Origin of the sequence: Pseudomonas sp. I3-I5, assembly GCF_022699445.1 — a bacterium.
GTDB lineage: Bacteria > Pseudomonadota > Gammaproteobacteria > Pseudomonadales > Pseudomonadaceae > Aquipseudomonas > Aquipseudomonas fulva.
On the sequence record NZ_CP093940.1, the window covers coordinates 3,464,688 to 3,490,752 of the forward strand.

The 26,065-nt window shown below is 62.2% G+C and carries 28 protein-coding genes; 13 read left to right on the forward strand and 15 right to left on the reverse strand.

What is annotated here, in order from left to right:
• Window positions 1-36: 36 nt before the first annotated feature.
• Both rlmD and cysM read right to left on the reverse strand, forming a co-directional pair.
• Window positions 37-1,395: a 23S rRNA (uracil(1939)-C(5))-methyltransferase RlmD gene (gene rlmD, locus MOP87_RS15425; protein ID WP_145280667.1), complete on the reverse strand. Its 1,359-nt coding sequence runs from the start codon at window positions 1,393-1,395 to the stop codon at window positions 37-39.
• Window positions 1,396-2,295 carry a cysteine synthase CysM gene (gene cysM / locus MOP87_RS15430; protein ID WP_027913913.1) on the reverse strand — a complete coding sequence of 300 codons (900 nt, stop codon included), beginning with the start codon at window positions 2,293-2,295 and terminating at the stop codon, window positions 1,396-1,398.
• 270 nt (window positions 2,296-2,565) lie between these two features.
• Between cysM and MOP87_RS15435 the strand changes: the two genes are divergently transcribed.
• Genes MOP87_RS15435 through MOP87_RS15450 form a run of 4 tightly spaced genes read left to right on the forward strand, consistent with a single transcriptional unit; the run spans window position 2,566 to window position 7,230 of the window.
• Window positions 2,566-5,322 (forward strand): response regulator, encoded by a 2,757-nt coding sequence (locus tag MOP87_RS15435; RefSeq protein ID WP_027913912.1) that lies wholly within the window; start codon window positions 2,566-2,568, stop codon window positions 5,320-5,322.
• 48 nt (window positions 5,323-5,370) lie between these two features.
• The gene (locus MOP87_RS15440; RefSeq protein WP_110607015.1) at window positions 5,371-6,360 is read left to right on the forward strand and encodes a 2-hydroxyacid dehydrogenase; all 990 of its coding nucleotides are present in this window, start codon (window positions 5,371-5,373) and stop codon (window positions 6,358-6,360) included.
• Window positions 6,361-6,391: 31 nt separating this feature from the next.
• Window positions 6,392-6,829, forward strand: coding sequence for a hypothetical protein (locus MOP87_RS15445; RefSeq protein ID WP_027913910.1), 438 nt, complete (start codon window positions 6,392-6,394; stop codon window positions 6,827-6,829).
• A complete protein-coding gene (locus MOP87_RS15450) occupies window positions 6,826-7,230 on the forward strand; it encodes an META domain-containing protein (RefSeq protein WP_028686873.1) in 405 nt (134 codons plus the stop codon). The genes MOP87_RS15445 and MOP87_RS15450 overlap by 4 nt, the downstream gene beginning before the upstream one ends.
• Before the next feature lie 75 nt (window positions 7,231-7,305).
• Here MOP87_RS15450 and MOP87_RS15455 read toward each other — a convergent pair whose 3' ends face one another.
• On the reverse strand, window positions 7,306-7,770 hold the full coding sequence (locus MOP87_RS15455; protein WP_027913908.1) for a TlpA disulfide reductase family protein: 465 nt from the start codon (window positions 7,768-7,770) through the stop codon (window positions 7,306-7,308).
• Between the two features lie 85 nt (window positions 7,771-7,855).
• Here MOP87_RS15455 and arsC point away from each other — a divergent pair, with 85 nt between their 5' ends.
• Genes arsC through MOP87_RS15470 form a run of 3 tightly spaced genes read left to right on the forward strand, consistent with a single transcriptional unit; the run spans window position 7,856 to window position 9,217 of the window.
• Window positions 7,856-8,209: an arsenate reductase (glutaredoxin) gene (gene arsC, locus MOP87_RS15460; protein ID WP_027913907.1), complete on the forward strand. Its 354-nt coding sequence runs from the start codon at window positions 7,856-7,858 to the stop codon at window positions 8,207-8,209.
• Window positions 8,206-8,811 (forward strand): NAD(P)H:quinone oxidoreductase, encoded by a 606-nt coding sequence (wrbA, locus tag MOP87_RS15465; RefSeq protein WP_059183696.1) that lies wholly within the window; start codon window positions 8,206-8,208, stop codon window positions 8,809-8,811. Before arsC ends, wrbA begins: the two co-directional genes overlap by 4 nt.
• Window positions 8,804-9,217: a DUF2069 domain-containing protein gene (locus MOP87_RS15470; RefSeq protein WP_027913905.1), complete on the forward strand. Its 414-nt coding sequence runs from the start codon at window positions 8,804-8,806 to the stop codon at window positions 9,215-9,217. The genes wrbA and MOP87_RS15470 overlap by 8 nt, the downstream gene beginning before the upstream one ends.
• Window positions 9,218-9,241: 24 nt before the next feature.
• Here MOP87_RS15470 and MOP87_RS15475 read toward each other — a convergent pair whose 3' ends face one another.
• Window positions 9,242-9,913, reverse strand: coding sequence for a DNA-3-methyladenine glycosylase I (locus MOP87_RS15475; protein ID WP_028686875.1), 672 nt, complete (start codon window positions 9,911-9,913; stop codon window positions 9,242-9,244).
• Between the two features lie 3 nt (window positions 9,914-9,916).
• Window positions 9,917-10,741 (reverse strand): tRNA 2-thiocytidine(32) synthetase TtcA, encoded by an 825-nt coding sequence (gene ttcA / locus MOP87_RS15480; RefSeq protein ID WP_023534071.1) that lies wholly within the window; start codon window positions 10,739-10,741, stop codon window positions 9,917-9,919.
• 180 nt (window positions 10,742-10,921) lie between these two features.
• Here ttcA and MOP87_RS15485 point away from each other — a divergent pair, with 180 nt between their 5' ends.
• The gene (locus tag MOP87_RS15485) at window positions 10,922-11,416 is read left to right on the forward strand and encodes a SprT family zinc-dependent metalloprotease (protein ID WP_242809780.1); all 495 of its coding nucleotides are present in this window, start codon (window positions 10,922-10,924) and stop codon (window positions 11,414-11,416) included.
• A gap of 79 nt (window positions 11,417-11,495) precedes the next feature.
• Here the strand turns inward: MOP87_RS15485 and fpr are convergent, their stop codons facing one another.
• Entirely contained in the window at window positions 11,496-12,275 is a 780-nt protein-coding gene (fpr, locus tag MOP87_RS15490) for a ferredoxin-NADP reductase (RefSeq protein WP_023534074.1), read from the reverse strand.
• 121 nt (window positions 12,276-12,396) lie between these two features.
• Between fpr and MOP87_RS15495 the strand changes: the two genes are divergently transcribed.
• On the forward strand, window positions 12,397-13,323 hold the full coding sequence (locus MOP87_RS15495; RefSeq protein WP_049695540.1) for a LysR family transcriptional regulator: 927 nt from the start codon (window positions 12,397-12,399) through the stop codon (window positions 13,321-13,323).
• A gap of 32 nt (window positions 13,324-13,355) precedes the next feature.
• Here the strand turns inward: MOP87_RS15495 and MOP87_RS15500 are convergent, their stop codons facing one another.
• The 3 genes from MOP87_RS15500 to MOP87_RS15510 form a co-directional block, all read right to left on the reverse strand.
• The gene (locus MOP87_RS15500) at window positions 13,356-13,724 is read right to left on the reverse strand and encodes a diacylglycerol kinase (RefSeq protein ID WP_027913901.1); all 369 of its coding nucleotides are present in this window, start codon (window positions 13,722-13,724) and stop codon (window positions 13,356-13,358) included.
• A 73-nt stretch (window positions 13,725-13,797) separates the two neighbouring features.
• The gene (erdR, locus tag MOP87_RS15505; protein WP_027913900.1) at window positions 13,798-14,448 is read right to left on the reverse strand and encodes a response regulator transcription factor ErdR; all 651 of its coding nucleotides are present in this window, start codon (window positions 14,446-14,448) and stop codon (window positions 13,798-13,800) included.
• 175 nt (window positions 14,449-14,623) lie between these two features.
• Window positions 14,624-15,334 carry a tRNA-uridine aminocarboxypropyltransferase gene (locus MOP87_RS15510; RefSeq protein ID WP_027913899.1) on the reverse strand — a complete coding sequence of 237 codons (711 nt, stop codon included), beginning with the start codon at window positions 15,332-15,334 and terminating at the stop codon, window positions 14,624-14,626.
• A 210-nt stretch (window positions 15,335-15,544) separates the two neighbouring features.
• On the opposite strand from MOP87_RS15510, the gene MOP87_RS15515 reads away from it, so the two are divergent.
• Both MOP87_RS15515 and MOP87_RS15520 read left to right on the forward strand, forming a co-directional pair.
• The gene (locus MOP87_RS15515; protein ID WP_242809782.1) at window positions 15,545-15,964 is read left to right on the forward strand and encodes a quorum-sensing-regulated virulence factor family protein; all 420 of its coding nucleotides are present in this window, start codon (window positions 15,545-15,547) and stop codon (window positions 15,962-15,964) included.
• 118 nt (window positions 15,965-16,082) lie between these two features.
• Complete coding sequence (locus tag MOP87_RS15520) at window positions 16,083-17,192, forward strand: TIGR00730 family Rossman fold protein (RefSeq protein WP_050587300.1); 1,110 nt, start codon at window positions 16,083-16,085, stop codon at window positions 17,190-17,192.
• A 15-nt stretch (window positions 17,193-17,207) separates the two neighbouring features.
• Here MOP87_RS15520 and recX read toward each other — a convergent pair whose 3' ends face one another.
• From recX to MOP87_RS15535, 3 genes are all read right to left on the reverse strand, one after another.
• A complete protein-coding gene (gene recX, locus MOP87_RS15525) occupies window positions 17,208-17,675 on the reverse strand; it encodes a recombination regulator RecX (protein WP_027913897.1) in 468 nt (155 codons plus the stop codon).
• A 20-nt stretch (window positions 17,676-17,695) separates the two neighbouring features.
• A complete protein-coding gene (recA, locus tag MOP87_RS15530) occupies window positions 17,696-18,763 on the reverse strand; it encodes a recombinase RecA (RefSeq protein WP_023534161.1) in 1,068 nt (355 codons plus the stop codon).
• Window positions 18,764-18,865: 102 nt separating this feature from the next.
• Window positions 18,866-19,348 (reverse strand): CinA family protein, encoded by a 483-nt coding sequence (locus MOP87_RS15535; protein WP_027913896.1) that lies wholly within the window; start codon window positions 19,346-19,348, stop codon window positions 18,866-18,868.
• A 199-nt stretch (window positions 19,349-19,547) separates the two neighbouring features.
• Between MOP87_RS15535 and mutS the strand changes: the two genes are divergently transcribed.
• Together mutS and fdxA are read left to right on the forward strand one after the other, a co-directional pair.
• On the forward strand, window positions 19,548-22,121 hold the full coding sequence (gene mutS / locus MOP87_RS15540) for a DNA mismatch repair protein MutS (RefSeq protein ID WP_242809784.1): 2,574 nt from the start codon (window positions 19,548-19,550) through the stop codon (window positions 22,119-22,121).
• Between the two features lie 139 nt (window positions 22,122-22,260).
• Window positions 22,261-22,584: a ferredoxin FdxA gene (gene fdxA / locus MOP87_RS15545; RefSeq protein ID WP_023534129.1), complete on the forward strand. Its 324-nt coding sequence runs from the start codon at window positions 22,261-22,263 to the stop codon at window positions 22,582-22,584.
• A gap of 654 nt (window positions 22,585-23,238) precedes the next feature.
• Here fdxA and rpoS read toward each other — a convergent pair.
• The 3 genes from rpoS to MOP87_RS15560 all read right to left on the reverse strand — a co-directional run bounded on the left by rpoS (window position 23,239) and on the right by MOP87_RS15560 (window position 26,043).
• Window positions 23,239-24,246, reverse strand: coding sequence for an RNA polymerase sigma factor RpoS (gene rpoS / locus MOP87_RS15550; protein WP_023534146.1), 1,008 nt, complete (start codon window positions 24,244-24,246; stop codon window positions 23,239-23,241).
• 108 nt (window positions 24,247-24,354) lie between these two features.
• Window positions 24,355-25,212, reverse strand: coding sequence for a peptidoglycan DD-metalloendopeptidase family protein (locus MOP87_RS15555; RefSeq protein WP_027913895.1), 858 nt, complete (start codon window positions 25,210-25,212; stop codon window positions 24,355-24,357).
• 192 nt (window positions 25,213-25,404) lie between these two features.
• Window positions 25,405-26,043: a protein-L-isoaspartate(D-aspartate) O-methyltransferase gene (locus MOP87_RS15560; RefSeq protein ID WP_161780410.1), complete on the reverse strand. Its 639-nt coding sequence runs from the start codon at window positions 26,041-26,043 to the stop codon at window positions 25,405-25,407.
• Window positions 26,044-26,065: the final 22 nt, after the last annotated feature.

Below are 26,065 nucleotides of genomic sequence, written 5' to 3' on the forward strand. Positions count from 1 at the left end.
GCCATTCCCTGGAAGCCGCACCAAGGGGCCAGCTGGCTAGCCCACTTCGAATAACGCCATGGCTTCGACATGCGCCGTTTGAGGAAACATGTCGAGAATCCCGGCCCTTGTTAACCGGTACCCCTGCCCGACCAGCACTTGGGCGTCTCGCGCCAGCGTGGCCGGGTTGCACGATACATAGACCAGCCGCTTGGCCCCAAGACGGGCGATGCCTTGCACCACCTCCCATGCACCGTCGCGCGGTGGGTCCAAGAGTACCGCAGAAAAGCCCTCGGCGGCCCATTCCATGCCCGTCAACGGCTGCGATAAATCGGCCTGAAAAAACTGCGCGTTATGCACATCGTTGCCGCGGGCGTTGGCCGCCGCGCGATCGACCATGGCCTGCACGCCCTCTACCGCCACCACCTCACGAGCGTGCCGTGCCAGCGGCAAGGCAAAATTGCCCAGGCCGCAGAACAAGTCCAGTACCCGCTCTTCGGGCTGCGGAGCGAGCCAAGCCAGGGCCTGCTCGATCATGGCGGTATTGACCTGGGCATTGACCTGCACGAAGTCGCCGGGGCGCCAGTCCAGCTGCAGCTGCCAAGGCGCCAGGACGAAACCCAACGGCCCAGTGGCATCCACCGGCTGCGGCTCGCCTTCACCCTGCAACCACAGCTGCGCGTTGGCCTCGGCGCAGAACGCCTGCAAGCGCGCTACATCGTCGGGCGGCAACGGCGCGACATGACGCACCAGCACCGCCTCGGCCGTGCCGCTGAACAGTTCCACATGGCCCAGGGCCTGGGGCTTGACCAACGAGCGCAGCACCGTAGGCAAGTGACGCAGGATCGACTGCAAGGGCTGTACCAGCACCAGGCAATCATCGATGGCAACGATGTCCTGACTGGCCTGCGCCCTGAAGCCGACGGCCAACTGGCGGGTCTTGGGGTCCCAGCGCACGGCCACACGGGCGCGACGACGGTAGCCGAAAGCGGCCCCGGTCAAGGGCGCGGCCCACTGCTCGGGCTGCACACCGGCCACCCGTTGCAGTTGCTCGGCCAGGGTGCGCTGTTTGAGCGCTAGCTGGGCCTCGTGGGGCAGGTGCTGAAGGTTGCACCCCCCGCACTGGCCGTAGTACTTGCACGGGGCTTCGCGGCGCTCGGGACTGGCCTGGAGCACCCGCTCCAGCCGCGCCTCGACCACTTTGCCACGGGCATTGAGCACCCTCGACTCGACCTCCTCGCCTGCCAGGGCGCCGGTGACGAACCAGGTGCGCCCTTCATGGAAGGCAATACCGCGACCGTCCCCTGACAGGCGCTCGATGACCAGGCGTTGCTTCTTGCCCACGGGAACCTGGGGACTACGATTGCCACCGGCTGGCTGAAAGCGCAGGCCGCTGTTGGTTTTCTTCTTGGACATTTAGCTCGGATCGAACAGGCCAGTGGACAGGTAGCGGTCGCCGCGGTCGCAGATGATGGCCACCAACGTGGCATTTTCCACTTCCCGGGACAGGCGCAGCATGGCGGCGACTGCACCACCGGAAGACACGCCGCAGAAAATGCCCTCTTCACGAGCAAGCCTGCGCATGGTCTGCTCGGCCTCGTCCTGGGACATGTCGACGATGCGATCGACCCGGGCTGCGTCGAAGATTTTTGGCAGGTATTCCTGGGGCCAGCGGCGAATACCCGGAATGGCCGCGCCTTCCATCGGCTGCAAGCCGACGATCTGCACCGCAGGGTTCTGCTCCTTGAGGTACTGCGAGCACCCCATGATGGTCCCGGTAGTGCCCATCGAACTGATGAAGTGGGTAACGCGCCCCTGGGTCTGCTGCCAGATTTCCGGGCCGGTACTGGTGTAGTGCGCAATCGGGTTGTCACCGTTGGCGAACTGGTCGAGCACCACGCCACGGCCATCGGCTTCCAGCTGCTGGGCCAGGTCGCGGGCCCCTTCCATGCCCTCTTCCTTGGTCACCAGGATCAGCTCGGCGCCGTAGGCTGCCATCGCCGCCTTGCGTTCGGCCGTGGAGTTGTCGGGCATGATCAGGATCATCTTGTAACCCTTGATTGCCGCCGCCATGGCCAAGGCGATGCCGGTGTTGCCGGAGGTGGCTTCGATCAGCGTATCGCCGGGTTTGATCTGACCGCGCGATTCTGCACGGGCGATCATCGACAGCGCGGGGCGATCCTTGACCGAGCCGGCAGGATTGTTGCCCTCGAGCTTGAGCAGCAAGGTATTGCTGGTCTGGCCAGCCAGGCGCTGCAGGCGAACCAGGGGCGTATTGCCGACGCAATCGGCGATGGTTGGATACTGCAAGGTCATGGTGTCTTTCACAATCCGGACGGCAGGGGCGACCATCATACCGGCAAACCCTGCTTCGCCATATCACGCAATCTGAGGTGCATATAGCTGCAAGCTATAAAGCCTGTGCAATGCCTTGCCCACGCACTGCGCAGGCCCTGTAGACCCATGCCAATGCGCAGGCTGCCCATGCGCACGGAGTTAACTCGTGCAATGGCTGGCGAGGCGGAGTAACGTCCCCGCTTGGCCGCCTTGCAAGGCGGCATCCAGGCACATTGACAGGAGGCGAGTGTGCTCGACCGTTTGGGAATTCGCAGCCGTGTGCTGTTGCTGGCGCTGCTGCCAGCCGGATTGATGGCCTTGGTACTGGGCAGCTATTTCACCTGGCTGCAACAGAGCGACCTGCGCACGCAATTGCTGCAACGGGGCAAGATGCTGGCCGAGCAGCTGGCGCCGCTGGCAGCCCCGGCCATGGCCCGCAAGGCGCCTGCACAACTGGAGCGCATTGCCGCGCAGACCCTCGAACAGGCCGACGTACGCGCCGTCGCCTTCCTGACACCGGACCGTAGTCGGCTGGCCCATGCCGGCCCGAGCATGCTCAACCAACCGCCCAGCGGCGGCAGCGGCACCCAGTTGCTACAACGCAGTGGCAACGATGCCACTCGCTACCTGATGCCGGTGTTCGGCCACCACCGCGACCTGGCCACCGACGCCGTGCCTGCCGAAGCCGAACGCTTGCTGGGCTGGGTGGAAATCGAACTGTCCCATGACGGCACCTTGCTGCGCGGCTACCGCAACCTCTTCACCACGCTGCTCCTGATCCTGGCCTGCTTGGTGGTCAGCGGGCTGCTGGCCCTGCGCATGAGCCGTGCCATCAACACCCCGATCGAGCGCATCAAGCATGCCGTCAACCAGCTCAAGGACGGCCACCTGGAGGAGCGCCTGCCGGCAATGGGCAGTCACGAGCTGGACGAACTGGCCCACGGCATCAACCGCATGGCCGAGACCCTGCACAGTGCCCACGAAGAGCTGCAGCACAGCATCGACCAGGCCACCGAAGACGTCCGGCAAAACCTTGAAACCATCGAGATCCAGAACATCGAGCTGGACATGGCCCGCAAGGAGGCCCTGGAAGCCAGTCGGATCAAGTCGGAATTTCTGGCCAACATGAGCCATGAAATCCGCACGCCGCTCAACGGCATTCTGGGCTTTACCCACCTGCTGCAGAAAAGCGAGCTGATGCCACGCCAGGTGGACTACCTGAACACCATCGAGAAGTCAGCTGACAACTTGCTCGGGATCATCAACGAGATTCTCGATTTCTCCAAGATCGAGGCGGGCAAGCTGGTGCTCGACAGCATCCCCTTCAACCTGCGCGACCTGATCCAGGACACCTTGACCATCCTGGCGCCGGCGGCCCATGCCAAGCAGCTTGAGCTGCTGTGCCTGATCTACCGCGATACGCCCTCCTCGCTGATCGGTGACCCGCTGCGGCTCAAGCAGATCCTCACCAACCTGGTCAGCAACGCGATCAAGTTCACCCGCGAAGGCACCATCGTCGTGCGTGCCATGCTCGAGGACGAGCACGAGGACAGCGCCCAGTTGCGCATCAGTGTCCAGGACACCGGCATCGGCCTGTCGCCTCAAGACGTACGTACGCTGTTCCAGGCCTTCAGCCAGGCTGACAACTCCCTGGCCCGCCAGCCAGGTGGCACTGGCCTGGGGCTGGTGATCTCCAAGCGCCTGATCGAGCAGATGGGTGGCGAGATCGGCGTCGACAGTACCCCTGGCGAGGGCTCGCAATTCTGGATCAGCTTGAACCTGCCCAAGGCGCACGACGATGCCGAGGAGCTCCCTCTGCAGCCCTTGCTCGGGCGTCGCGCCGCCATCGTCGATGGCCACGAACTGGCGCGACAGGCTCTGGAGCACCAATTGCAGGACTGCGGCCTGAGCGTCTGTGTCTTTACCTCCTACGAGCAACTGGTGCAGGCGGTGCAAGCTGCCAGCCAGGCGGGGCAGCCGTTCGACTTCGCCGTGCTGGGCGCCAACGTGGGCTCCCTGGCGCCCGAACAACTGGGCCAGTACTACCAGCACCTGGAGCGGCATCATTGCCAGTGCGTGGTGCTGTGCCCCACCACCGAACAGGCGCTCTATCACCCTTACCTGTCCAATGGCCACGGTCAGCTGTTGTCCAAGCCATCCTGCACACGCAAGCTGCGCCGCCTGCTGCTGGAAATGGTCCAGCCCCGCCGGTTGCAGGGCGAGGTCAGCGCCATGGCGGGCCAGCAGCGCCAGCCAAAGGTGCTGTGCGTGGATGACAATGCGGCCAATCTCTTGCTGGTGCAGACCTTGCTGGAAGACCTGGGCGCCCGGGTGACGGCTGTCGACAATGGTTACGCGGCGGTACAGGCCGTGCAGAGCGAACCGTTCGACCTGGTACTGATGGACGTGCAGATGCCTGGCATGGACGGACGCGCCTGTACCGAACAGATTCGCCTCTGGGAAAACACCCAGAGCGGCAACCCGTTGCCGATCGTTGCGCTGACCGCCCACGCAATGGCCAATGAAAAACGCGCCTTGCTCCATGGCGGCATGGACGACTACCTGACCAAGCCGATCAGCGAGCGGCAGCTGGCACAGGTGGTGATGAAGTGGACCGGCCTGAGCCTTGGCCCTTCGCCGCAGATGCCGTCGGGCCTGCCCACCGGGCCTGACGAGTTGAAGGTGCTTGACCATGACGAAGGCCTGCGCCTGGCGGCAGGCAAAGCCGATCTGGCCGCCGACATGCTGAGCATGCTGCTGGCCTCGCTGGAAGATGACCGCGCCGCCATTCTGGGTGCGCGTGAAGCGCATGACCGTCATACGCTCATCGAGCAGGTGCACCGGCTCAACGGCGCTTCTCGCTACTGCGGTGTACCTCAACTACGTGCCGCCTGCCAACGCAGCGAAACCCTGCTCAAACAGGACAGCCCCTTGGCTGGGGAGGCGCTCGATGAACTGGACAACGCGATCAGCCGGCTGGCAGCCGAGGCCAGGCTGAGTATTTGAAGGCACCCGCCCTTTCCACCGACCAGTGCCCATGCACAAGGAGCCACCATGCGCGCCCTGCTCTTCAGCAGTCAGCACTATGACCAGGAGAGTTTCACCCAGGCCGCCCTAGGCGGCGGCGTGGCACTGCACTTTCAGTCCGCCCGACTTACGGCCGATACCGCGCCGCTGGCCCAGGGCTTTGATGTGGTCTGCCCCTTCATCAACGACGAGCTCGACGCGACGGTGCTGCAATGCCTGGCGCGCGGTGGTACGCGCCTGGTGGCGTTGCGTTCGGCGGGGTACAACCATGTCGACCTGGCTGCGGCCAAGCGACTGGGGATAGACGTGGTGCGCGTGCCGGCCTACTCGCCCCAAGCCGTGGCCGAGCACGCCGTGGCGCTGATACTGGCGCTCAATCGGCGCTTGCATCGGGCCTACAACCGCACACGGGAAGGCGACTTCACCTTGCACGGCCTGACCGGTTTCGACTTGCATGGCAAGACCGTCGGGGTGGTCGGCACCGGCCAGATCGGCGCGGCCTTCGCGCGCATCATGGCTGGCTTCGGCTGCCAACTGCTGGCTTACGACCCCTGCCCCGACCCGCAGCTTGAGGCCTTGGGCGTGCGCTACATGAGTTTGCCAGCGTTGCTGGGCCAGGCACGCATCATCAGCCTGCACTGCCCGTTGACGCCAGGCACCCGGCACCTGATCAACGCGCAGAGCCTGGCGCACCTGCAACCTGGCGCCATGCTCATCAATACCGGGCGCGGGGCGCTGGTCGATACGCCGGCATTGCTCGATGCGCTCAAGAGCGGCCAGCTGGGCTACCTGGGCCTGGACGTCTACGAAGAAGAAGCCAAAGTGTTCTTCGAAGACCGTTCGGACCTGCCCCTGCAGGACGATGTGCTGGCGCGCCTGCTGACATTCCCCAATGTGATCGTGACTGCCCATCAAGCCTTCCTCACCCACGAGGCCTTGCAGGCCATTGCCCAGACGACCCTCGAGAACATTGCCTGCTGGGCGGCAGGCAGGGCGCAGAACCTGGTGACCGGTTAATGCTAGGATACGCGGCATTTAGGGAGGACCCATGGTCGAACACGATTTTCGTTACACCCTCTTCAACCCGCAGCACACGCTGATCGAATGCCGCGCCCTGGTGCCTGGTCGCTACCAGGTCACAGGCAACGGCGGCTCGATGCACAAGGGCGATACCCTGCTGGTCACCCTCAAGGGCAGCAAGGACTTGACCATGCGCCTGACCGTGGACAGCGTCCGGCACCTGATCAACCCGCGTGGACAGTGGGTTGCCGTGGCCAACGGGCCGGTCTTCCACGAACTGGAGATTCTGGCCTGGCAAGTGGCGTGCGACAGCTGCGATGCGGTACTGGATTTCGAATTTGCGGTCGATGCCAAGCTGGGCAAAGCAGCGCGTCAGCCTGCAGCCAACGCCCGCATCGCCGAACTGGGCTGGGCAAGCCAGGACGCCCGGCACCTCTGCCCCCGTTGCCAGGAGCCTGCACAATGAAACACCTGCTCACCAGCGCACTGATCGTCACCGGCCTGCTTGGCTGCGCGACAGCCCCTTCGGACCTGCAGCAAGACCGCAGCTACGTACTGGAGTGGATCGGGGAGCGCCCCCTGCTCGACGACAGCCACTTGAGCATGACCCTGGGCAGCGACGGGCGCGCCTACGGCAATGCAGGCTGCAATCACTGGTTCGCGGCCTACACCCTCGACGGCGGGCGCTTGAGTTTTGGCAGCGTCGGCAGCACCCGCAAGCTGTGTGCACCGGCCTTGATGGAACAGGAAAAACGCTTCCTGCAGGCCCTTGGCAAGGTGACGCGCTGGGACTTGGCGCCCGATCAGCAACTGCGCTTGTGGCCAACCGACGGCAAGCCGCTGCGCCTGTGGCCTGAAGAGGGCTGATCAGGCGGCCCGTTACCCACGGGGCCTGGCCTGGCGTGACAGGTCAGCGCCCCGTTCGCACCGCCCGTGCCAGCGTTAGCCCTGTTTCAGGGCCTTGATTTTGGCCTTCAAGCCTTCGAGCGTCTGCTCACCGAGCAACTGCTCACGCACCTTGCCCTTGTCATCGATGATGTAGGTCACCGGCAGCGCTTCGCTGCGGGGCAGGTCGTAGCGCTCGGCGGGGTCCTGGGCCAGCACGGTGAAACCGATGCCCAGCGTGTCGGCCGCCTGCTTGAGGTCCGCGCCTTGCAGGCCATCGAAATTCACCCCTACCACCTTGATGCCGTCAGCGGCCCATTGCTTGGCAGCGGCATTGAGCTCGGGAATTTCGGTACGGCAGGGCCCGCACCACTCCGCCCAGTAGTTGAGCACCAGCCAGTGCCCATCCAGGTGTTCGGCCTTTACCGTGTTGCCATGCTGGTCCACGCCATAATCGGCACCGCAGCCACCAAGCAACAGGCTCGCGGTGATGGCCATTACTGCTGCCAGACGCCTTGCCATGGGTCAATCCTTCTCGAGTTTTAGAGCAAATGGGACAGTCGCTGCGGTTAGAATACCGGTGACACCTTGCCGGATGCGACCCCACATGACTGACCTGACGCTCTATCATAACCCGCGCTGCTCCAAATCCCGCGGCGCGCTGGATCTGCTCGAGGCCCGCGGCCTGGCGCCTACCGTGGTGCGCTACCTGGAAACACCCCCCGATGTGGCCACGCTCAAGGCGCTGTTGGACAAGCTGGGCATGCCGCCCCGTCAACTGTTGCGTACGGGCGAGGACGACTACGCTCAACTGAACCTGGCCGACCCGACACTCAGCGACGCCCAGCTGATCGACGCCATGGCGACCCATCCCAAGCTGATCGAGCGGCCAATTCTGGTAGCCGGCGACAAGGCCGTGATCGGCCGCCCACCCGAAAAAATCCTGGAGATCCTGCCGTGAGCGAACCTTACATCCTGGTGCTTTACTACAGCCGCCATGGCTCGACCAGCGAGATGGCCCGGCACATCGCCCGTGGCATCGAGCTGGGCGGCATGGAAGCACGCCTGCGCACCGTACCGGCAGTGTCCAGCGAATGCGAGGCGGTCGCGCCCGACGTGCCGACCAGTGGCGCACCCTACGCCACCCTCGACGACCTGCGCCACTGCTCGGGGCTGGCCCTGGGCAGCCCTACCCGCTTCGGCAACATGGCCGCTGCGCTCAAATACTTTCTGGACGGTACCAGCCCCTTGTGGCTGGGCGGCGAGCTGGTGGGCAAGCCCGCCGGTGTGTTCACCTCCACCGCGAGCTTGCACGGTGGCCAGGAGAGCACCCTGCTGTCGATGATGCTGCCCTTGCTGCACCACGGCATGTTGGTACTGGGCCTGCCCTACAGCGAGTCAGCCCTGATCGAGACCCGTGGCGGCGGCACACCTTACGGGGCAAGCCACCACGCCGGCGCCGACGGCAAGCGTGACCTCGATGAGCACGAAATCGCCTTGTGCCGCGCCTTGGGGCAACGCCTGGCGACCACGGCCAAAGCTTTGGAGACCACGCGTGGCTAAGGCGCGAAAACCGCTGCCTGCGCAAGCATGGCTGGCACCCCGGGTGCGGGTGACGCGGGCGCTGAGCTTGGCCTTCGTGCTGGGGTTGATCGCGCTGCTGGTGGTCAACAACCTGTGGTTCGCCAACCTGCATGGCGCGCGGGTGAGCGTGATCCTGGCCATCGAACTGCTGCCACTGCTGCTGGTATTGCCAGGCATGTTAAGCGCCAGCGCCCGGGCTCATGCCTGGGCCTGTTTCGTGGTCAACATCTACTTCATCAAGGGGGTGGTGGCAGCGTTCGATCCTGCCCGGGCGCTGTCTGGCTGGCTTGAGCTGTTGCTCAGCCTGGGGCTGTTCACGGCTGCGCTGCTGTATGTGCGCTGGAAGTTCCAGTACCAAAGGCGCCTGGCCGGCGAAGGCAACTGATGGGGGCGGGCCCGCCCCGTCGGCTCAGTGATTGACGGTGTGGGCCAGCATCACCGACAGCTGGCACAACGGCCGGCCGCTTTGTTCGTGCCACTGGTTGAAGGCGTCCTGCACCAGGGCCAGGTCGCGCTGGCTGGTGGGCTTCTTATCGATGACCTTCTGAGCGATCAGCGCTGCCGACATATCGTCGGTAGGCACGAAGGTGTCCTTGCCGACCATGCGCAGGAAACGTGGCGCGGACAAACCGCCCAACTGGTTGCCGTGCTTGGTCAGGTATTTCCACAAACCCACGATATCGGTGACTGGCCAATCGGCGATGAAGTCGCCGAAGCTGCCCCACTGTTTTTCGATGTCCAGCACCATCTGGGCGTTGCGCGGCACGCTCTTGAGCTTGCCCAGGTGCCGGATGATGCGGGTGTCCTGCATCAGCCGCTCAAGGTGCTCGGCACTCATCAGCACGACCTTTTCCGGGTCGAAGCCGAAGAACACCTGCTCGAAGGCCGGCCACTTGGCGTCCACCAGGCTGTGCTTGAGCCCGGCGCGAAATACACGCAGGGCAAGGGTCGACAAGTAGCGATCAGCGCTGGTCGCCCTTAGCTGCTCCGGGCTACGGGGGTGCGGCAAGGCCGCCTCCAAGGCGCGGGCAGAGCCGAAGCGGTTCAGGCAGAACTCGTGCAACCACTGATAATCACGCATGAGTCAGATGTTCACCACGTCAAGAAAACGCGGGGTGGCGTTTTCATCGATCGTCAGGCTGGTGAAATCGAAGAGATTACGGTCGGCCAACTGCGACGGCGCAACATTCTGCAGGGCGCGGAAGATGCTTTCGGTACGACCTGGGTGCTTGCGCTCCCATTCGACCAGCATGTCCTTGACCACCTGACGCTGCAGGTTCTCCTGCGAGCCGCACAGGTTGCATGGGATGATCGGGAACGCCTTCATGTCCGAGTACGCCTGGATATCTTTCTCGCTGCAATAGGCCAGCGGACGGATCACCACGTTACGGCCGTCGTCGGCACGCAGTTTTGGCGGCATGCCTTTGAGGGCACCGTTGAAGAACATGTTGAGGAAGAATGTTTCGACGATGTCGTCACGATGATGGCCTAGCGCCATCTTAGTGGCACCGATTTCATCGGCGAAGGTGTACAAGGTACCGCGGCGCAGGCGTGAGCAGAGCGAGCAGGTAGTCTTGCCTTCCGGGACCAGCTCCTTGACCACCGAGTAAGTGTCCTTCTCGACGATGTGGTACTCGACGCCCAGTTCCTTGAGGTAGGCCGGCAGCACGTGCTCGGGGAAGCCCGGCTGCTTCTGGTCCATGTTCACCGCCACGATCTGGAACGAGATCGGCGCCACCTTCTGCAGGTGCAACAGAACATCGAGCATGGTGTAGCTGTCCTTGCCGCCGGACAGGCAGACCATGACCTTGTCGCCATCCTCGATCATGTTGTAGTCGGTGATGGCTTCGCCGGCGAGACGACGCAGGCGTTTTTGCAATTTGTTCTGGTTGACCGAAAGGGTGCCCATAGCGCTTGAATCCGCGAGGTGTGACAAAAGCCGGCTATTTTACGCACAATTCCAGCTGGGCTGTAGGCATTCCGACAAAGACTTCAGGGCGATCACGCTCGAATAACCCGCCGTGTGACCAATGGCTGGGTGAGCGCACTGCCGCTGCGGCATAATGGTCGCCAGAGGATTCATTGCCCCATGCCCGAACTGCTCATCCAACGCGTTGAAACCTGCTATCAGCAAGCTGAACGGTTTTTCGATCGCGCCTTCCCCCGCCCGCAGATCAGTTTCAAGCTGCGCGGGCAAAAAGCCGGGGTCGCTCACCTGCACGAAAACAAGCTGCGTTTCAACCTGCAGCTCTACCGCGAGAACCACGAAGACTTCCTGCGCCAGACCGTGGCGCACGAGGTCGCCCACTTGGTCGCACACCAGGTCTTCGGCGAAGGTATCCAGGCCCACGGGCAGGAGTGGCAGTTGATCATGCGCGGCGTCTACGAACTACCGCCCGCGCGCTGTCACAACTACGCCGTCAAGCGCCGCGTGGTGACCCGCTACCTCTACCGCTGCCCCTGCCCGCAAAGCGAGTTTGCGTTCACGGCGCAGCGGCACGCGCTGGTAGGGCAAGGCCGTCGGTACCTGTGCAAACGTTGCAGGCAGCTGCTGTTCTACAGCGGCCAGACGCGGGTCGAATAGCGGCCTGAGTGATGAAGCAGGCAAAAAAACGGTCCGTTGACGCGGGGTCAACGGACCGTCTGGTCATGCTGAGCGCGCCTTACTTCTCGACGAACGCTCGCTCGATCAGGTAATCGCCCGGCTCGCGCATGCGTGGGGAGATTTTCAGGCCGAAGCTGTCCAGCACTTCGCTGGTCTCATCGAGCATGCTCGGGCTGCCGCAAATCATCGCGCGGTCATCCTGCGGGTTGATCGGCGGCAGGCCGATGTCGCTGAACAACTTGCCGCTGCGCATCAGGTCGGTCAGACGGCCCTGATTCTCGAAAGGCTCGCGGGTAACGGTCGGGTAATAGATCAGCTTTTCGCGTACGGCATCGCCGAAGAATTCGTTCTGCGGCAAGTGCTCGGTGATGAACTCACGGTAGGCCACTTCGTTCACGTAGCGCACGCCGTGGACCAGGATCACCTTCTCGAAACGCTCGTAGGTTTCAGGGTCCTGGATCACGCTCATGAACGGCGCCAGGCCAGTGCCGGTGCTGAGCAGGTACAAGTGCTTGCCAGGGTTGAGGTCGTCGAGCACCAGCGTACCGGTAGGCTTCTTGCTGATGATGATCTCATCGCCTTCCTTCAGGTGCTGCAGCTGCGAGGTCAGCGGGCCGTCGGGCACCTTGATGCTGAAGAACTCCAGGTGCTCCTCCCAGTTCGGCGAGGCGATGGAGTAGGCGCGCATGAGCGGACGGCCGGAGTCCTGCTGCAGGCCGATCATCACGAACTGACCGTTCTCGAAGCGCAGCCCCGGATCACGGGTGCACTTGAAGCTGAACAGCGTGTCGTTCCAGTGGTGCACACTGAGGACACGTTCGTGGTTCATGTTGCTCATCTAATGGGGCTCCTGAAAAAAGTCGCAGCGCGCACGAGGCGCAGAGTTGCGCGATAGTTTAGGGGCAGCGACAATATCTGTTAACTGGATTATCAAGATATGTGTTATCGGTTATATCGATATGCGATTCACACTACGTCAACTGCAGGTCTTCGTGGCCGTCGCCCAGCACCAGAGCGTTTCACGCGCTGCCAGCGTGCTCGCGCTGTCGCAGTCGGCTGCCAGCACCTCCATCACCGAGCTTGAGCGTCAGAGCAGTTGCCAGCTGTTCGACCGCGCGGGCAAGCGCCTGAGCCTCAATGCCTTGGGTCACCAGTTGCTGCCACAAGCTGTGGCGTTACTGGACCAGGCCAAGGAGATCGAGGACCTGCTCAACGGCAAGTCAGGCTTCGGCTCCCTCGCCGTGGGTGCTACGCTCACCATTGGCAACTATTTGGCAACCCTGCTGATCGGCAGCTTCATGCAGCGACACCCCGAAAGCCAGGTGAAGCTGCACGTACAAAATACCGTGCATATCGTGCAGCAAGTTGCCCACCACGAAATTGACCTGGGTCTGATCGAAGGTGATTGCAATCATCCGGACCTTGAGGTGCAGCCTTGGGTGGCGGATGAACTGGTGGTGTTCTGCGCCCCTCAACATCCATTGGCCAGGCAGGGCCGCGCCGACATCGCCACGCTGGCCCGTGAGGCCTGGATCCTGCGCGAGCAAGGCTCGGGCACGCGCCTGACGTTCGACCAGGCCATGCGGCACCACCGCGCACAGCTGGACATCCGCCTGGAACTGGAGCACACCGAGGCCATCAAGCGCGCCGTGGAATCGGGCCTGGGCATCGGATGCATTTCACGCCTCGCCCTGCGCGATGCCTTTCGCCGAGGCAGCCTGGTGGCAGTGGAAACACCCGAGCTGGACTTGATGCGCCAGTTCTACTTCATCTGGCACAAGCAGAAATACCAGACCTCGGCGATGCGCGAGTTTCTGGAACTCTGTCGCCACTTCACAGCTGGCGTCACGCGCAGCGACGAGATCGTGCTGCCGCCCATCGCCTGAGCCGTCCAGGCGCTGCGCCCCACGGTGCAGCCCTACAGCAGGATCACGCCCCACACGATCGCCACCATGCACAACGACACCAGCTGGGCAGCGCTGCCCATGTCCTTGGCGTTCTTCGACAACGGGTGGCGTTCGAGAGAAATGCGATCGATCGCCGCCTCCACCGCCGAATTGAACAGCTCGACGATCAGTCCAAGCAGGCACACCGCGATCATGATCGCCCGCTCCGCACGGCTTACCGGCAACCAGAATGCAACAGGCACCAGCACGACGTTGAGCAGCACCAACTGGCGGAACGCAGCCTCGCCCTTGAAGGCGGCGCGCAGCCCGTCCAGGGAATAGCCTGCGGCGTTGAGGATTCGTTTCAGGCCAGTCTGGCCCTTGAAAGGTGATGGCGTCATGAGGTTCGCTTAGCTACAAAAAGGCCGGCAGACTAGGCTGGCAAGGGTCAAAAAAGCGTGAAGCCACGTACAGTCAGGTGCTTGCAACCGATTCAAGTTGTTGCAGCAACAAAGCGGCCTGGGTGCGCGTGCGCACGCCCAGTTTGCGGAAAATGGCCGTCACATGGGCCTTGATGGTAGCTTCGGACACACTCAGCTCGTAGGCGATCTGCTTGTTCAGCAAGCCCTCGCAGACCATGGTCAGCACCCGAAACTGCTGCGGCGTGAGGCTAGCGAGGCCTTCGCTGGCAGCCTTCGCTTCGGCAGGCACATCGACCTTCTCGAACGCCTGCGGTGGCCACCACACGTCGCCATCGAGCACTTTGCGCACCGCATCCTGAATCACTTCAAGGGTGCTCGATTTGGGAATGAACCCGCTGGCGCCGAACTCGCGGGACTTGACCACGACCGCAGCCTCCTCCTGCGCCGAAACCATCACCACCGGTATCTGCGGGTACTGCCCGCGCAGCAGGACCAATCCGGAAAAACCATAGGCACCCGGCATGTTCAGGTCCAGCAGCACCAGGTCCCAGTCTGCCTTCTCGCTCAGGCGGTTTTCCAGCTCGGCGATACTTGCCACTTCCACCAGGCGCACGTCCGGGCCCATGCCCAGGGTTACGGCCTGGCGCAGTGCACCGCGAAACAGCGGGTGGTCATCGGCAATCAGGATTTCATATGTGGCCATCGATCTAAGGATCCTGTTCTGTACCAAGGGCCCGTCGACACGGGCACGTTGGCGGGAATCGGCGCCAAGGATGCCGAGCGGCAACGGCAAAGGTCAAGCCAGCCTGCCAGTCGTTCAACCCGCCTCGGCGGCATGCCGGCCATTATGAACCAAAGCCGGTAGGCTGCCCCTTGGACTATAGGAAGGTATGCAGGCGCTGGTGAACAGCATCCTGCTCATCCAGAGGCAGGCGACGCTTGCCACTGAGGTAGTGCAAGCTGAAGACGTCCAGATAGGCATCCAGTGCCTGTGAGGCGAGGTGGTCCCCAGCCAGGTCCAGGCACATCGCGGCTACTTCCGCCGTGCAGAAGTGGTCATCGCGCCGCGAGCGGCGCAGGCGGTAGCGCGACATCTGCTCGGGCTGCAGGCTCAGCACCGGAAAACGCTCCAGGTACGGACTTTTGCGGAACATCTTGCGCGCCTCGGTCCAGGTGGCGTCGAGCAGGATGAACAATGGCCGCTTCTCAGGCGAGCGCACCACGTCCGTCACGACGCGCTCCGGCGCCACGAATTCACCCGGGAACACGATGTACGGCTGCCATTGCGGGTCATCGAGCAATGCCAGCAAGCCTTCGTTTACCGAGGTTCGCAGCCAGCCGAAGGCTGATGTGTCTTCGATCAGGTCAGCGATGAGCCAGCCGGTGTTGGTTGGCTTGAGCGGCTCGGTATCGTGCATCAACAGGCAGATGCCCGACTCGGCACTGACACTGGGCTTCCAGTCACACAGGCAATGCGTGGCGATGACCCGGCAGCCCGGGCAACGCTCGGCACGTGAGCCGCGTGCGACGAAGGGTTTGTTGCTGCGTGCCAGGCGTTCGGCGCGCAGCCGTGCGACGGCATGACTCATGCCGGCACGCGGTGCAGAAGAGAGGTGGCAGTCACAGCAATTGCTCGATTGAAAACGGCCGGCAGTTTACCAGAATGCTGGCCAGTTGCTGTGCAGACGACCAGTGCGCCCCTATACTCGCGATTTCAAGCGCCATACGGGCGGCAGCGATTACGGAACGCCGCCTGTCCTTGCCTGTCCAAGCGCCAGTCACCGAACCAGGAGAGATCCATGCTGCGCCTTATCGCCCCCGCCCTGAGCTTGCTGCTCGCATTGCCACTTGCAGCCCAGGCGGCTTCCAAGCAGGACTATGACCTGAACACGATGCTGCAAAAGGTTGCCAAGGAAAGCAGCGTCGGCACACCCCGCGCCATCAACGAAGACATTCTCGACCAAGGCTATACCGTCGAAGGCAAGGCCCTGATCAATCATCTCAGCGTACGCGCCGACCATGCTGCGCGCATGCAGGCCAACCCTGAGCAGGTGCGTAGCCAGTTGGGCGACAGCGTTTGCCGCAACAGCGGGTTCCGCAACCTGATGTCCAAGAGCGCAGTGATGGTGTACCGCTTCACGGTCTACAAGACCAATCAGCCGTTGATGGATCAGGCCTTCGACAGCGCCAGCTGCGTTGCCGGTAACAAGAAGAAGTAAATCTTCGACTACCGCTCAAGCCCCGTCCGGGCGCCCTCATGCGCCCGACGCCCTGATACGGGCTGGGCGTGACCGGTGCTAAAGGGCTAGATTGATGAGGTGCAGAAGGAGAAGTTGCATGCCCTATCAATCGAATGACCTGCTTTCCAGCCACTTCCGCGATCATGACATCGACCTGAGCTACATCGACGCGCAACTCGAACGCGTGGCCCCCGATAGCCCCAACCTGCCCCTCTATCGCGACATGATGCTGACGGTCCTGCGCATGGCCCATGACGATGCCGACCGCTGGAGCACCAAGATCACCCTGCAAGCGCTGCGCGAACTCGACCAGTCCTTTCGCGCACTGCGTCGCCACAAGCATCGCCGCAAGGTCACCGTCTTCGGCTCGGCGCGTACGCCGCTGGAGCATCCCATGTATGCCCTGGCCCGTGAGCTGGGTGCTGCGCTGGCCCGCTCGGACCTGATGGTCATCACCGGGGGTGGTGGCGGTATCATGGCCGCCGCCCATGAAGGTTCAGGCGCCGACAACAGCCTTGGCTTCAACATCACCCTGCCCTTCGAGCAACATGCCAACCCAACGATAGACGGCACCGACAAGCTGCTGTCGTTTCACTTCTTTTTCATTCGCAAGTTGTTTTTCGTCAAGGAAGCGGACGCGCTGGTGTTGTGCCCCGGAGGGTTCGGTACGCTCGATGAGGCACTGGAAGTGCTGACGCTTATCCAGACAGGCAAGAGCCCGCTGGTACCGGTGGTGCTGTTGGACTCCCCGCAGGGTACTTTCTGGCAAGACTGCCTGACGTTCATTCGCCATCAGTTGCAGGACAACCGCTACATCCTCCCAGGCGACCTCAAGCTGCTGCGCCTGGTGCACAGTGCTGACGAAGCTGTCGAGGAAATCAATCAGTTTTACAGAAACTACCACTCCAGCCGCTGGCTGAAACGCCAGTTCGTCCTGCGCATGCACCGGCCACTCACGCCCGAAGCGTTGCACGCAATTGGCGAGCGGTTTAGTGATCTCTGCCTGAGCGGCAGCTTCGAGCAAACGCCTGACAGCAATGTCGAAAACGAGACCGGGGATTTTGGGCACCTGACACGCCTGTGCTTCGCTTTTACCGGCCGTGATCAAGGCCGACTGCGAGAGCTGGTGGACTTCATCAATCTGCCGCAACATTGGGCTGTTGCGCCACCGACCTGCCTTGAACAGCGTTTGCCGGATCTATCCTAGGCGCAGGCTGTGCGCTCAGTCGTCCCAGCCTCGACCACTAAGCAGCCTGCCAATCATGTCCATGGGGAAACCGCGATAGGCGAGGAAACGCATTTGCTGCGCACGCGCCTTGGGGTCTTCAGGGCGTTGCCCGGCATATTTGCGCTGCCATACTTCAAACAGCCGCTCGCCCCAGTCGATTTGACTCTCGCGAAGCGCCGCGTCGATATCACCACGCGCCAAGCCGCGCTGCCCGAGCTCCTCACGGATTCGGGCAGGGCCATAACCTGAACTGGATCGATAGCGAATGAAGCTTTCCAGATAACGAGCTTCACTCAGCAAGCCTTCGTCGCTCAGCCGATCGAGCTCAGGCTCGATCAGCGTCTGCAACGCCCCGCGCTGAAGTAACTTGCGGGTCAATTCCACGCGACCATGCTCACGTCGCGCAAGCAGGTCCATGGCTGCCCGCCGAATGGCGACGGGGGTGTCGAGTACGGCAGGCATGTTCGGCTACGGTCGCGTGATCAATAGCCAGCTTCGGCTTCGGCCACGTCACCCGCATCGGCCTGTGCGGCTGCAGCCTTGGCAGCAGCGGCTACAGCACCGGCATTGAGCAGCTTGTCGCGGATCTGCTTCTCGATTTCGCTACCGATAGCGGGATTCTCATGCAGGTACTTGGCAGCATTCGCCTTGCCCTGACCGATCTTGTTGCCTTGGTAGCTGTACCAGGCGCCCGATTTCTCGACCAGGCCCTGAGACACGCCCAGATCGATGATTTCACCGTTACGGTAGATACCCTTGCCGTACAGAATCTGGAATTCCGCTTGACGGAACGGTGGCGCCACCTTGTTCTTGACGATCTTGACGCGGGTTTCACTACCCACCACCTCGTCGCCTTCCTTGACTGCACCGGTGCGGCGGATGTCCAGGCGAACCGAGGCATAGAACTTCAGTGCGTTGCCGCCGGTGGTGGTTTCCGGGCTACCGAACATCACGCCGATCTTCATACGGATCTGGTTGATGAAGATAACCAGGCAGTTGGCGTTCTTGATGTTACCGGTGATCTTGCGCAGCGCCTGGGACATCAGACGAGCCTGCAAGCCCACGTGCATGTCACCCATTTCGCCTTCGATTTCAGCCTTGGGTACCAGCGCCGCCACGGAGTCGACGATGATGACGTCGACCGCGTTGGACCGTACCAACATGTCGGTAATTTCCAGCGCCTGCTCACCCGTGTCAGGCTGCGAAACCAGCAGGTCGTCTACGTTGACGCCCAGTTTGCCAGCGTACTCCGGATCAAGAGCATGCTCGGCATCGACGAACGCACAGGTGGCGCCACTTTTCTGGGCTTCGGCGATGACCGAGAGCGTGAGCGTGGTTTTACCTGACGATTCCGGGCCGTAGATTTCGACGATACGGCCTTTTGGCAGACCGCCGATACCCAGGGCGATGTCCAGCCCCAGAGAGCCGGTGGAAATGGAAGGGATGGCTTGGCGCTCATGGTCGCCCATGCGCATGACCGCGCCCTTACCGAATTGACGTTCGATTTGACCCAGGGCCGCAGCCAAGGCGCGCTTCTTGTTGTCGTCCATTGAAATCCTCACGTGTTCGACTTGGCCCTGATGGCCGGATAACTGTATAAGTAGCCAGTATTATTCCACAGGCGAGCGTTCGAGCAAACCCCCGATTTCGATTTAACCGATGCCAAGCTGTAACAAGCCTTCTAAGGCGGCGATGACGGTCTGGCGCCGCACGGCCTCGCGGTCGCCGTCGAACTGACGACGCTCGCTGACGACCTGCTGGCCATCGCTCCAGGCCAACCATACAGTCCCCACGGGCTTGTCGGCCGAACCGCCGCCGGGGCCGGCCACTCCGCTGACCGCCACGGCAAAGCGGGCGCCGCTGGCCAGCTGCGCGCCCTTGACCATGGCCTCGACCACCTCCTGACTTACGGCGCCCACCTGCCCGAACAACGCTTCGGGCACCCCGAGCTGACGCGTTTTTTGCCGGTTGGAATAGGTCACGTAGCCGGCTTCGAACCAGGCCGAGCTGCCGGCAATCCGGGTAATGGCCTCGGCAATGCCGCCGCCGGTACAGGATTCGGCGGTGCTCACATGCGCCCCCAGGCGTTGAAGGTGGTCACCCAGGCGAGTGGCGAGTGTGGTAATCGGGTCCATGCGAGGGCTCCTTGTAGACTGACTACTACCCTATCACCCCAATAGAGAAGCTTGCCCGGCAAACGTTCAGGTTTTCCAAGCCCCTGACGCAGCACCCATGGTGGGCAGGCACGGCGTTCGGCGCCTGCATCGCACCGAAAAAGCCTGTACCATTGCCGGTTTACCCTTGCCAACCAGACCACCCGCTGTAAGGCCGACCATGTCCGATCTCTCCGCACATACCCCAATGATGCAGCAGTACTGGAAGCTGAAAAACCAGCATCCGGACCAGCTGATGTTCTATCGCATGGGCGACTTCTACGAGATCTTCTATGAAGATGCGAAAAAGGCCGCCAGCCTGCTGGACATCACCCTGACCGCGCGCGGTCAGTCCGCCGGCCAGTCCATTCCCATGTGCGGGGTGCCGTTTCATTCCCTCGAGGGTTACCTGGCCAAGCTGGTCAAGCTGGGCGAATCGGTGGTCATCTGCGAGCAGATCGGCGACCCGGCCACCAGCAAGGGGCCGGTCGAGCGCCAGGTCGTGCGCATCATCACGCCAGGTACCGTCAGCGACGAAGCGCTGCTCGATGAGCGCCGTGACAACCTGATCGCAGCACTGCTGGGCGACGAGCGCCTGTTTGGCCTGGCCGTGCTCGACATCACCAGCGGTCACTTCGGCGTCCAGGAGATCAAAGGCTGGGAAACCCTGCTGGCTGAACTGGACCGCCTCAACCCGGTCGAGCTGCTCATCCCGGATGACTGGCCACGCGACCTGCCTGCCGAGAAACGCCCCGGTGCGCGTCGCCGAGCGCCCTGGGACTTTGACCGCGACTCGGCGCGCAAAGCGCTCTGCCAACAATTTGCCACCAAGGACCTCAAGGGCTTTGGCTGTGACAAGCTGACCCTGGCCATCGGCGCCGCCGGCTGCCTGCTGGCCTATGCCAAGGAAACCCAGCGCACGGCCCTGCCGCACTTGCGCAGCCTGCGTCACGAGCGCCTGGACGACACCGTCATCCTCGACGGGGCCAGCCGTCGCAACCTGGAGCTGGACGTCAACCTGGCAGGTGGGCGTGACAATACCCTGCAATCGGTCGTCGATCGCTGCCAGACGGCCATGGCCAGCCGCCTGCTGAGCCGCTGGCTGAACCGTCCGCTGCGCGACCTCAAGGTCATACAGGCCCGCCAGGATTCGATCCGCTGCCTGCTCGACAGCTACCGGTTCGAAAAGCTGCAACCCCAGCTCAAGGAAATCGGCGATATCGAGCGCATCCTGGCCCGTATCGGCTTGCGCAACGCCCGCCCACGCGACCTGGCGCGGTTGCGAGACGCACTGGGCGCCCTGCCCGAGCTGCAGAATGCAATGACCGAGCTCGAGGCGCCGCACCTGGCACGCCTGGCCGCGATCACCGGCACCTACCCGGAGCTGGCCAGCCTGCTGGAGCGTGCGGTGGTCGACAACCCGCCTGCCGTGATCCGTGATGGAGGCGTGCTCAAGACCGGCTACGACAGCGAGCTCGACGAGCTACTGGCCATCAGCGAAAACGCCGGGCAGTTCCTGATCGACCTCGAGGCGCGTGAGAAGGCGCGCACCGGCCTTGCCAACCTCAAGGTCGGCTACAACCGTGTGCATGGCTATTTCATCGAGCTGCCTTCCAAGCAGGCCGAGCAGGCCCCGGTCGACTACATCCGCCGGCAGACCCTCAAGGGCGCCGAGCGTTTCATCACGCCGGAACTCAAGGCATTCGAGGACAAGGCGCTGTCGGCCAAGAGCCGCGCCCTGGCCCGGGAAAAGATGCTCTACGACGCGCTGCTGGAGACCCTGATCAGCCACTTGGCGCCACTGCAGGACAGTGCCGCCGCCCTGGCCGAACTGGACGTGCTCAGCAACCTGGCAGAGCGTGCCCTGAACCTGGACCTGAACTGCCCACGCTTCGTCGACGAGCCGTGCCTGCGCATCGAGCAGGGGCGTCACCCGGTGGTCGAGCAGGTGCTCACCACGCCGTTCGTGGCCAACGACCTGGGCCTGGACGACAGTACCCGGATGCTGATCATCACCGGGCCGAACATGGGTGGTAAGTCCACGTACATGCGCCAGACCGCACTGATCGTGCTGATGGCGCACATCGGCAGCTTCGTTCCAGCAGCGCGCTGCGAGCTGTCGGTGGTCGACCGCATCTTCACCCGCATTGGCTCGAGCGACGACCTGGCAGGCGGGCGCTCCACCTTCATGGTGGAAATGAGCGAAACCGCCAATATCCTGCACAACGCAACCGACCGCAGCCTGGTGCTGATGGACGAAGTTGGCCGCGGCACCAGTACCTTCGATGGCCTGTCGCTGGCCTGGGCAGCAGCCGAACGCCTGGCGCGCCTGCGGGCCTACACCTTGTTCGCTACCCACTATTTCGAACTGACCGTGTTGCCCGACAGTGAGCAGCTGGTGGCTAACGTGCACCTCAATGCGACGGAGCACAACGACCGTATCGTGTTCCTGCACCACGTGCTGCCAGGGCCTGCGAGCCAGAGCTATGGCCTGGCGGTTGCGCAACTGGCAGGTGTACCGGCGGTGGTCATCCAGCGCGCCCGTGAGCACCTGTCACGCCTGGAAACCACCAGCCTGCCGCACGACTCGACTCAGGTCACGAAAGCGCAGGATGCACCACAAGTGCCGCACCAGAGCGACCTGTTCGCCAGCCTGCCTCACCCAGCCATCGAGAAACTGGGCAAGCTGCAGCTTGATGACATGACACCGCGCCAAGCTATCGAAATGCTATATCAACTAAAGAACCTGTTATAACGGCAGCCATGACAAGCTGGTAGAATCCGCCGCGGTTTGCTGGTACTGCACGGTTATTAGCCTGGCCTGCAGCCAAAACCCGCAAACCGCGCGGCCCGAGAGGAAGGGCCGCCGCCGTCGCCTGAGGAGAGAACTAGAAATGACCTTCGTCGTCACCGACAACTGCATCAAATGCAAATACACCGACTGCGTGGAAGTCTGTCCGGTGGACTGCTTCTACGAAGGCCCGAACTTCCTGGTCATCCACCCGGATGAGTGCATCGACTGTGCACTGTGCGAACCAGAGTGCCCGGCACAAGCCATTTTCTCGGAAGACGAAGTGCCATCGGGCATGGAGAACTTCATCGAGTTGAACGCCGAACTGGCTGAAATCTGGCCCAACATCACCGAGCGCAAGGATGCCCTTCCTGATGCTGAGGAGTGGGACGGCAAGCCAGGCAAGATTGCCGACTTGCAGCGTTAACGTCGCATGAAAAAACGAAAAGGCCCGCAAGGGCCTTTTTGTTTAGCGCGAAAAACCTGCATGCAGACGTGGCCGCCGCCACGCGGGTTCTGGCAGAGCTGTTCACAAGCGTCATGCAGTCTGGCGCTGGAATCGAAAAGCTCAGATCCTGAAAAAAAGGCAAAAAAAAGGGGCGGTTTGACCCGCCCACATTTTTTTCCGTAGTCCCTGCTTGTCCTGTACATCGTCCTGATGAAATCGCTTCTTGCGATGTCCTTGGCGCTCTTCCTGAGTGCCTGTGCGTGTCCGTGTGCACAGTTCGAATACTAGCGATCTGAGCAGGATGTGCAACGCGTCCTCCTCACAGAATGTTGCGACCTACAAACTTTCACACATCTAAATACTTCAGCTTTTTCAATGACTTAAGAAAAGGTTGCTTTTGAAAACGACAATGATTTACCGCCACACCCTTCAAAGGCTTACGCAACGAGTAAGCAAAGGCTTACAGGCCGAACTGTCAGGGTGAGCACATCGCTGAGTACGCCTGTGAATCTGCAAACCGGGCCGAGCACCGCTCACCGCAGAGAACGGATCGACAGCACGGCTCCCCAAACCCCAAACGCAAAAACGCCCCTTTTTATCGGGGCGTTTCTGTACGCAGCGTCAGACCAGGGACTAACGAAAAAGCGACTCGCTGGATAAGCCGTTCTTTTCCAGAATCTCACGCAGGCGCTTGAGCCCCTCGACCTGTATCTGCCGCACCCGCTCGCGGGTCAGGCCGATTTCCAGACCGACGTCCTCCAACGTACTGCTTTCGTGTCCACGCAAGCCGAACCGGCGCACCACCACTTCACGTTGCTTGTCGGTCAGTTCACCGAGCCACTGATCGATGCTCTGCGACAGGTCATCGTCCTGCAGCAACTCGAACGGGTCAGTGGGGCGATCATCCGTCAGGGTGTCAAGCAGCGTCTTGTCCGAGTCAGGACCCAGAGACACGTCCACGGAGGACACCCGCTCGTTGAGACCCAGCATGCGCTTGACCTCGGCAACCGGCTTCTCCAGCAAGGCGGCGATCTCTTCGGGCGAAGGCTCGTGATCCAGCTTCTGGGTCAGTTCGCGCGCCGCGCGCAAGTAAACGTTGAGTTCCTTGACCACATGAATGGGGAGGCGAATGGTGCGGGTCTGGTTCATGATCGCCCGCTCGATGGTCTGCCGAATCCACCAGGTGGCATAGGTCGAGAAACGGAAGCCCCGCTCAGGATCGAACTTCTCCACCGCGCGAATCAGCCCAAGGTTGCCCTCCTCGATCAGATCGAGCAATGACAACCCCCGGTTCACGTAGCGGCGAGCGATTTTCACCACTAGGCGCAGATTGCTTTCGATCATGCGCTTGCGGCCGGCAGGGTCGCCCTTTTGCGACAAGCGCGCAAAATGCACTTCTTCTTCCGGCGAAAGCAGAGGCGAAAAGCCAATCTCGTTGAGGTACAACTGAGTCGCATCGAGGGCGCGGCTGTAATCGATGTACTTGTGTTGTTTAAGTGAAGAGCCTGATTTGGCCCTGGTCCGAACCGAAGGTACAGCAGGTTCGTCTGACACCACATCCGTTTCCAAAACGATGCCCGTCTCCATGAGGAGGACGTCATCGTCGATGTCAAACTCCGGCGCTTCTTTGCTGAGAGCCATTGTTATAGTCCTTTGCTGAGTTCGAACTCAGACTCAAGCGGCGCCTTTCTCCTTGGCAGCGCTGGAGCCTGTCCCCTCCATGTCAGCGGAACAGACCGGAAACAACAATCAACGGCGTGGCAGGAACTGGAGCGGATCGACGGGTTTGCCCTGACGGCGAATTTCGAAATGCAACTTCACCCGATCTGTGCCTGTAGACCCCATTTCAGCAATCGACTGCCCTGCCTTGACCTGCTGCCCCTCCCGTACCAAGAGCCTGCGGTTGTGGCCGTAGGCACTGACATAGGTATCGCTGTGCTTGATGATGATCAGCTCGCCGTAGCCCCTCAAACCACTCCCGGCGTACACCACTGATCCACTGGCCGCAGCAAAAACAGGCTGTCCCAAATCACCGGCGATATCAATGCCTTTATTCAAACTACCGTTTGAAGCAAATTTGCCGATCAAAACCCCGTTCGCCGGCCAGGTCCAGCCACCGGCCGCACGTTCGGCGGCAGGCACGGTAGCGACTACCGGCGTGCTCGCCGAGCTGGATGTGGTGACGGTCTTGGTGGTCGTGGCAGGAGTAGAGGCCGTGGCACCTACAGGACGGCGGGTGACCGTGGTTCGGCTGGACGAGGACGGGCTGGCCACTACGGTGGTGCTGCCCGAGGCCCCGCTACTGAAGCGAATCGGCTGGCCAGGGCGAATGGTATACGGCGGGGCGATACCGTTGCGGGCCGCCAACTCCTTGTAGTCCCAGCCATAGCGAAACGCGATGGAGAACAGCGTATCGCCTGGCTTGACCACATACTGACCGGAGGTCACGGTAGGCCGTTTGGGCGCGCTGCTGTTGCGGTCGACGACACGCGCACTGTTGCTGCCGGAGCTCGAGCACCCCACCAACAGTGTGCCCATGGCCAGTACCAGCACCAGGAGCCTGAGACCCGAGCTGTCCTTGCGCTGCCGAAAGACTGTGTGACCCACCCGCGCTCCCCTCATGGTGCCGAAAACGTTTCAAGACATGAATGCAATATTGTTGCAATTATAACGAAGCTCGCCAGTCTTGGCAGGCGGCTGCAACACACTTGCGCAACGTGCGTGCACCGCCAGATAGACAGGTCGATCCTGCAAGAATTCGACGCAGGTGCAAAAATAGCCCGTCGATGCCCCGATGAATCAGGTTACCGGTCCATTGAGCAGAGGCACGAAGCGTACCGCCCCAAGCACACGGCGTGAAAACCCATGCTCTTCTCGGACGATGAGCATCAGCTGCTGCACTTCACCGGGTGAACCCACTGGAATCACCATCCGCCCGCCCGGCGCCAGTTGGTCGAGCAGCGCCTGGGGCACTTCCGAAGCAACGGCGGTCACGATGATGCCATTGTAGGGGGCCAGTGCCGGCCACCCCTCACACCCATCGCCCCAACGAAACACCACGTTGCGCAGGTTCAGCTCCACCAGGCGTTCCTTGGCGCGGTCCTGCAAGACCTTGATGCGCTCGACCGAGAACACCCGCTCGACCAGTTGCGCCAGCACGGCGGTCTGGTAGCCAGAACCGGTGCCGATCTCCAGGACTTTATCCAGCGGACCCGCCTCGAGCAGCAATTCGCTCATGTGCGCCACCATGAACGGTTGCGAGATGGTCTGGTTGTGGCCGATGGGCAGCGCGGTATCTTCATAGGCGCGATGGGCCAGTGCCTCGTCCACGAACAGATGGCGTGGCGTGCGGCGAATCACATCGAGCACCTGGGGGCTGGACACGCCCTCCTCGCACAGCCGCTGGATCAGGCGCTCGCGGGTGCGCTGGGACGTCATGCCGATGCCCCGACGCAACATA

What these genes read in the sequence shown, in the direction of transcription:
- rlmD (WP_145280667.1), bottom strand. Translation starts at nt 1,395, where the DNA reads ATGTCCAAGAAGAAAACCAACAGCGGCCTGCGCTTTCAGCCAGCCGGT.
- cysM (WP_027913913.1), bottom strand. Translation starts at nt 2,295, where the DNA reads ATGACCTTGCAGTATCCAACCATCGCCGATTGCGTCGGCAATACGCCC.
- MOP87_RS15440 (WP_110607015.1), top strand. Translation starts at nt 5,371, where the DNA reads ATGCGCGCCCTGCTCTTCAGCAGTCAGCACTATGACCAGGAGAGTTTC.
- MOP87_RS15445 (WP_027913910.1), top strand. Translation starts at nt 6,392, where the DNA reads ATGGTCGAACACGATTTTCGTTACACCCTCTTCAACCCGCAGCACACG.
- MOP87_RS15450 (WP_028686873.1), top strand. Translation starts at nt 6,826, where the DNA reads ATGAAACACCTGCTCACCAGCGCACTGATCGTCACCGGCCTGCTTGGC.
- MOP87_RS15455 (WP_027913908.1), bottom strand. Translation starts at nt 7,770, where the DNA reads ATGGCAAGGCGTCTGGCAGCAGTAATGGCCATCACCGCGAGCCTGTTG.
- arsC (WP_027913907.1), top strand. Translation starts at nt 7,856, where the DNA reads ATGACTGACCTGACGCTCTATCATAACCCGCGCTGCTCCAAATCCCGC.
- MOP87_RS15475 (WP_028686875.1), bottom strand. Translation starts at nt 9,913, where the DNA reads ATGCGTGATTATCAGTGGTTGCACGAGTTCTGCCTGAACCGCTTCGGC.
- ttcA (WP_023534071.1), bottom strand. Translation starts at nt 10,741, where the DNA reads ATGGGCACCCTTTCGGTCAACCAGAACAAATTGCAAAAACGCCTGCGT.
- MOP87_RS15485 (WP_242809780.1), top strand. Translation starts at nt 10,922, where the DNA reads ATGCCCGAACTGCTCATCCAACGCGTTGAAACCTGCTATCAGCAAGCT.
- fpr (WP_023534074.1), bottom strand. Translation starts at nt 12,275, where the DNA reads ATGAGCAACATGAACCACGAACGTGTCCTCAGTGTGCACCACTGGAAC.
- MOP87_RS15495 (WP_049695540.1), top strand. Translation starts at nt 12,397, where the DNA reads ATGCGATTCACACTACGTCAACTGCAGGTCTTCGTGGCCGTCGCCCAG.
- MOP87_RS15500 (WP_027913901.1), bottom strand. Translation starts at nt 13,724, where the DNA reads ATGACGCCATCACCTTTCAAGGGCCAGACTGGCCTGAAACGAATCCTC.
- erdR (WP_027913900.1), bottom strand. Translation starts at nt 14,448, where the DNA reads ATGGCCACATATGAAATCCTGATTGCCGATGACCACCCGCTGTTTCGC.
- MOP87_RS15510 (WP_027913899.1), bottom strand. Translation starts at nt 15,334, where the DNA reads ATGAGTCATGCCGTCGCACGGCTGCGCGCCGAACGCCTGGCACGCAGC.
- MOP87_RS15515 (WP_242809782.1), top strand. Translation starts at nt 15,545, where the DNA reads ATGCTGCGCCTTATCGCCCCCGCCCTGAGCTTGCTGCTCGCATTGCCA.
- MOP87_RS15520 (WP_050587300.1), top strand. Translation starts at nt 16,083, where the DNA reads ATGCCCTATCAATCGAATGACCTGCTTTCCAGCCACTTCCGCGATCAT.
- recX (WP_027913897.1), bottom strand. Translation starts at nt 17,675, where the DNA reads ATGCCTGCCGTACTCGACACCCCCGTCGCCATTCGGCGGGCAGCCATG.
- recA (WP_023534161.1), bottom strand. Translation starts at nt 18,763, where the DNA reads ATGGACGACAACAAGAAGCGCGCCTTGGCTGCGGCCCTGGGTCAAATC.
- MOP87_RS15535 (WP_027913896.1), bottom strand. Translation starts at nt 19,348, where the DNA reads ATGGACCCGATTACCACACTCGCCACTCGCCTGGGTGACCACCTTCAA.
- mutS (WP_242809784.1), top strand. Translation starts at nt 19,548, where the DNA reads ATGTCCGATCTCTCCGCACATACCCCAATGATGCAGCAGTACTGGAAG.
- fdxA (WP_023534129.1), top strand. Translation starts at nt 22,261, where the DNA reads ATGACCTTCGTCGTCACCGACAACTGCATCAAATGCAAATACACCGAC.
- rpoS (WP_023534146.1), bottom strand. Translation starts at nt 24,246, where the DNA reads ATGGCTCTCAGCAAAGAAGCGCCGGAGTTTGACATCGACGATGACGTC.
- MOP87_RS15560 (WP_161780410.1), bottom strand. Translation starts at nt 26,043, where the DNA reads ATGACGTCCCAGCGCACCCGCGAGCGCCTGATCCAGCGGCTGTGCGAG.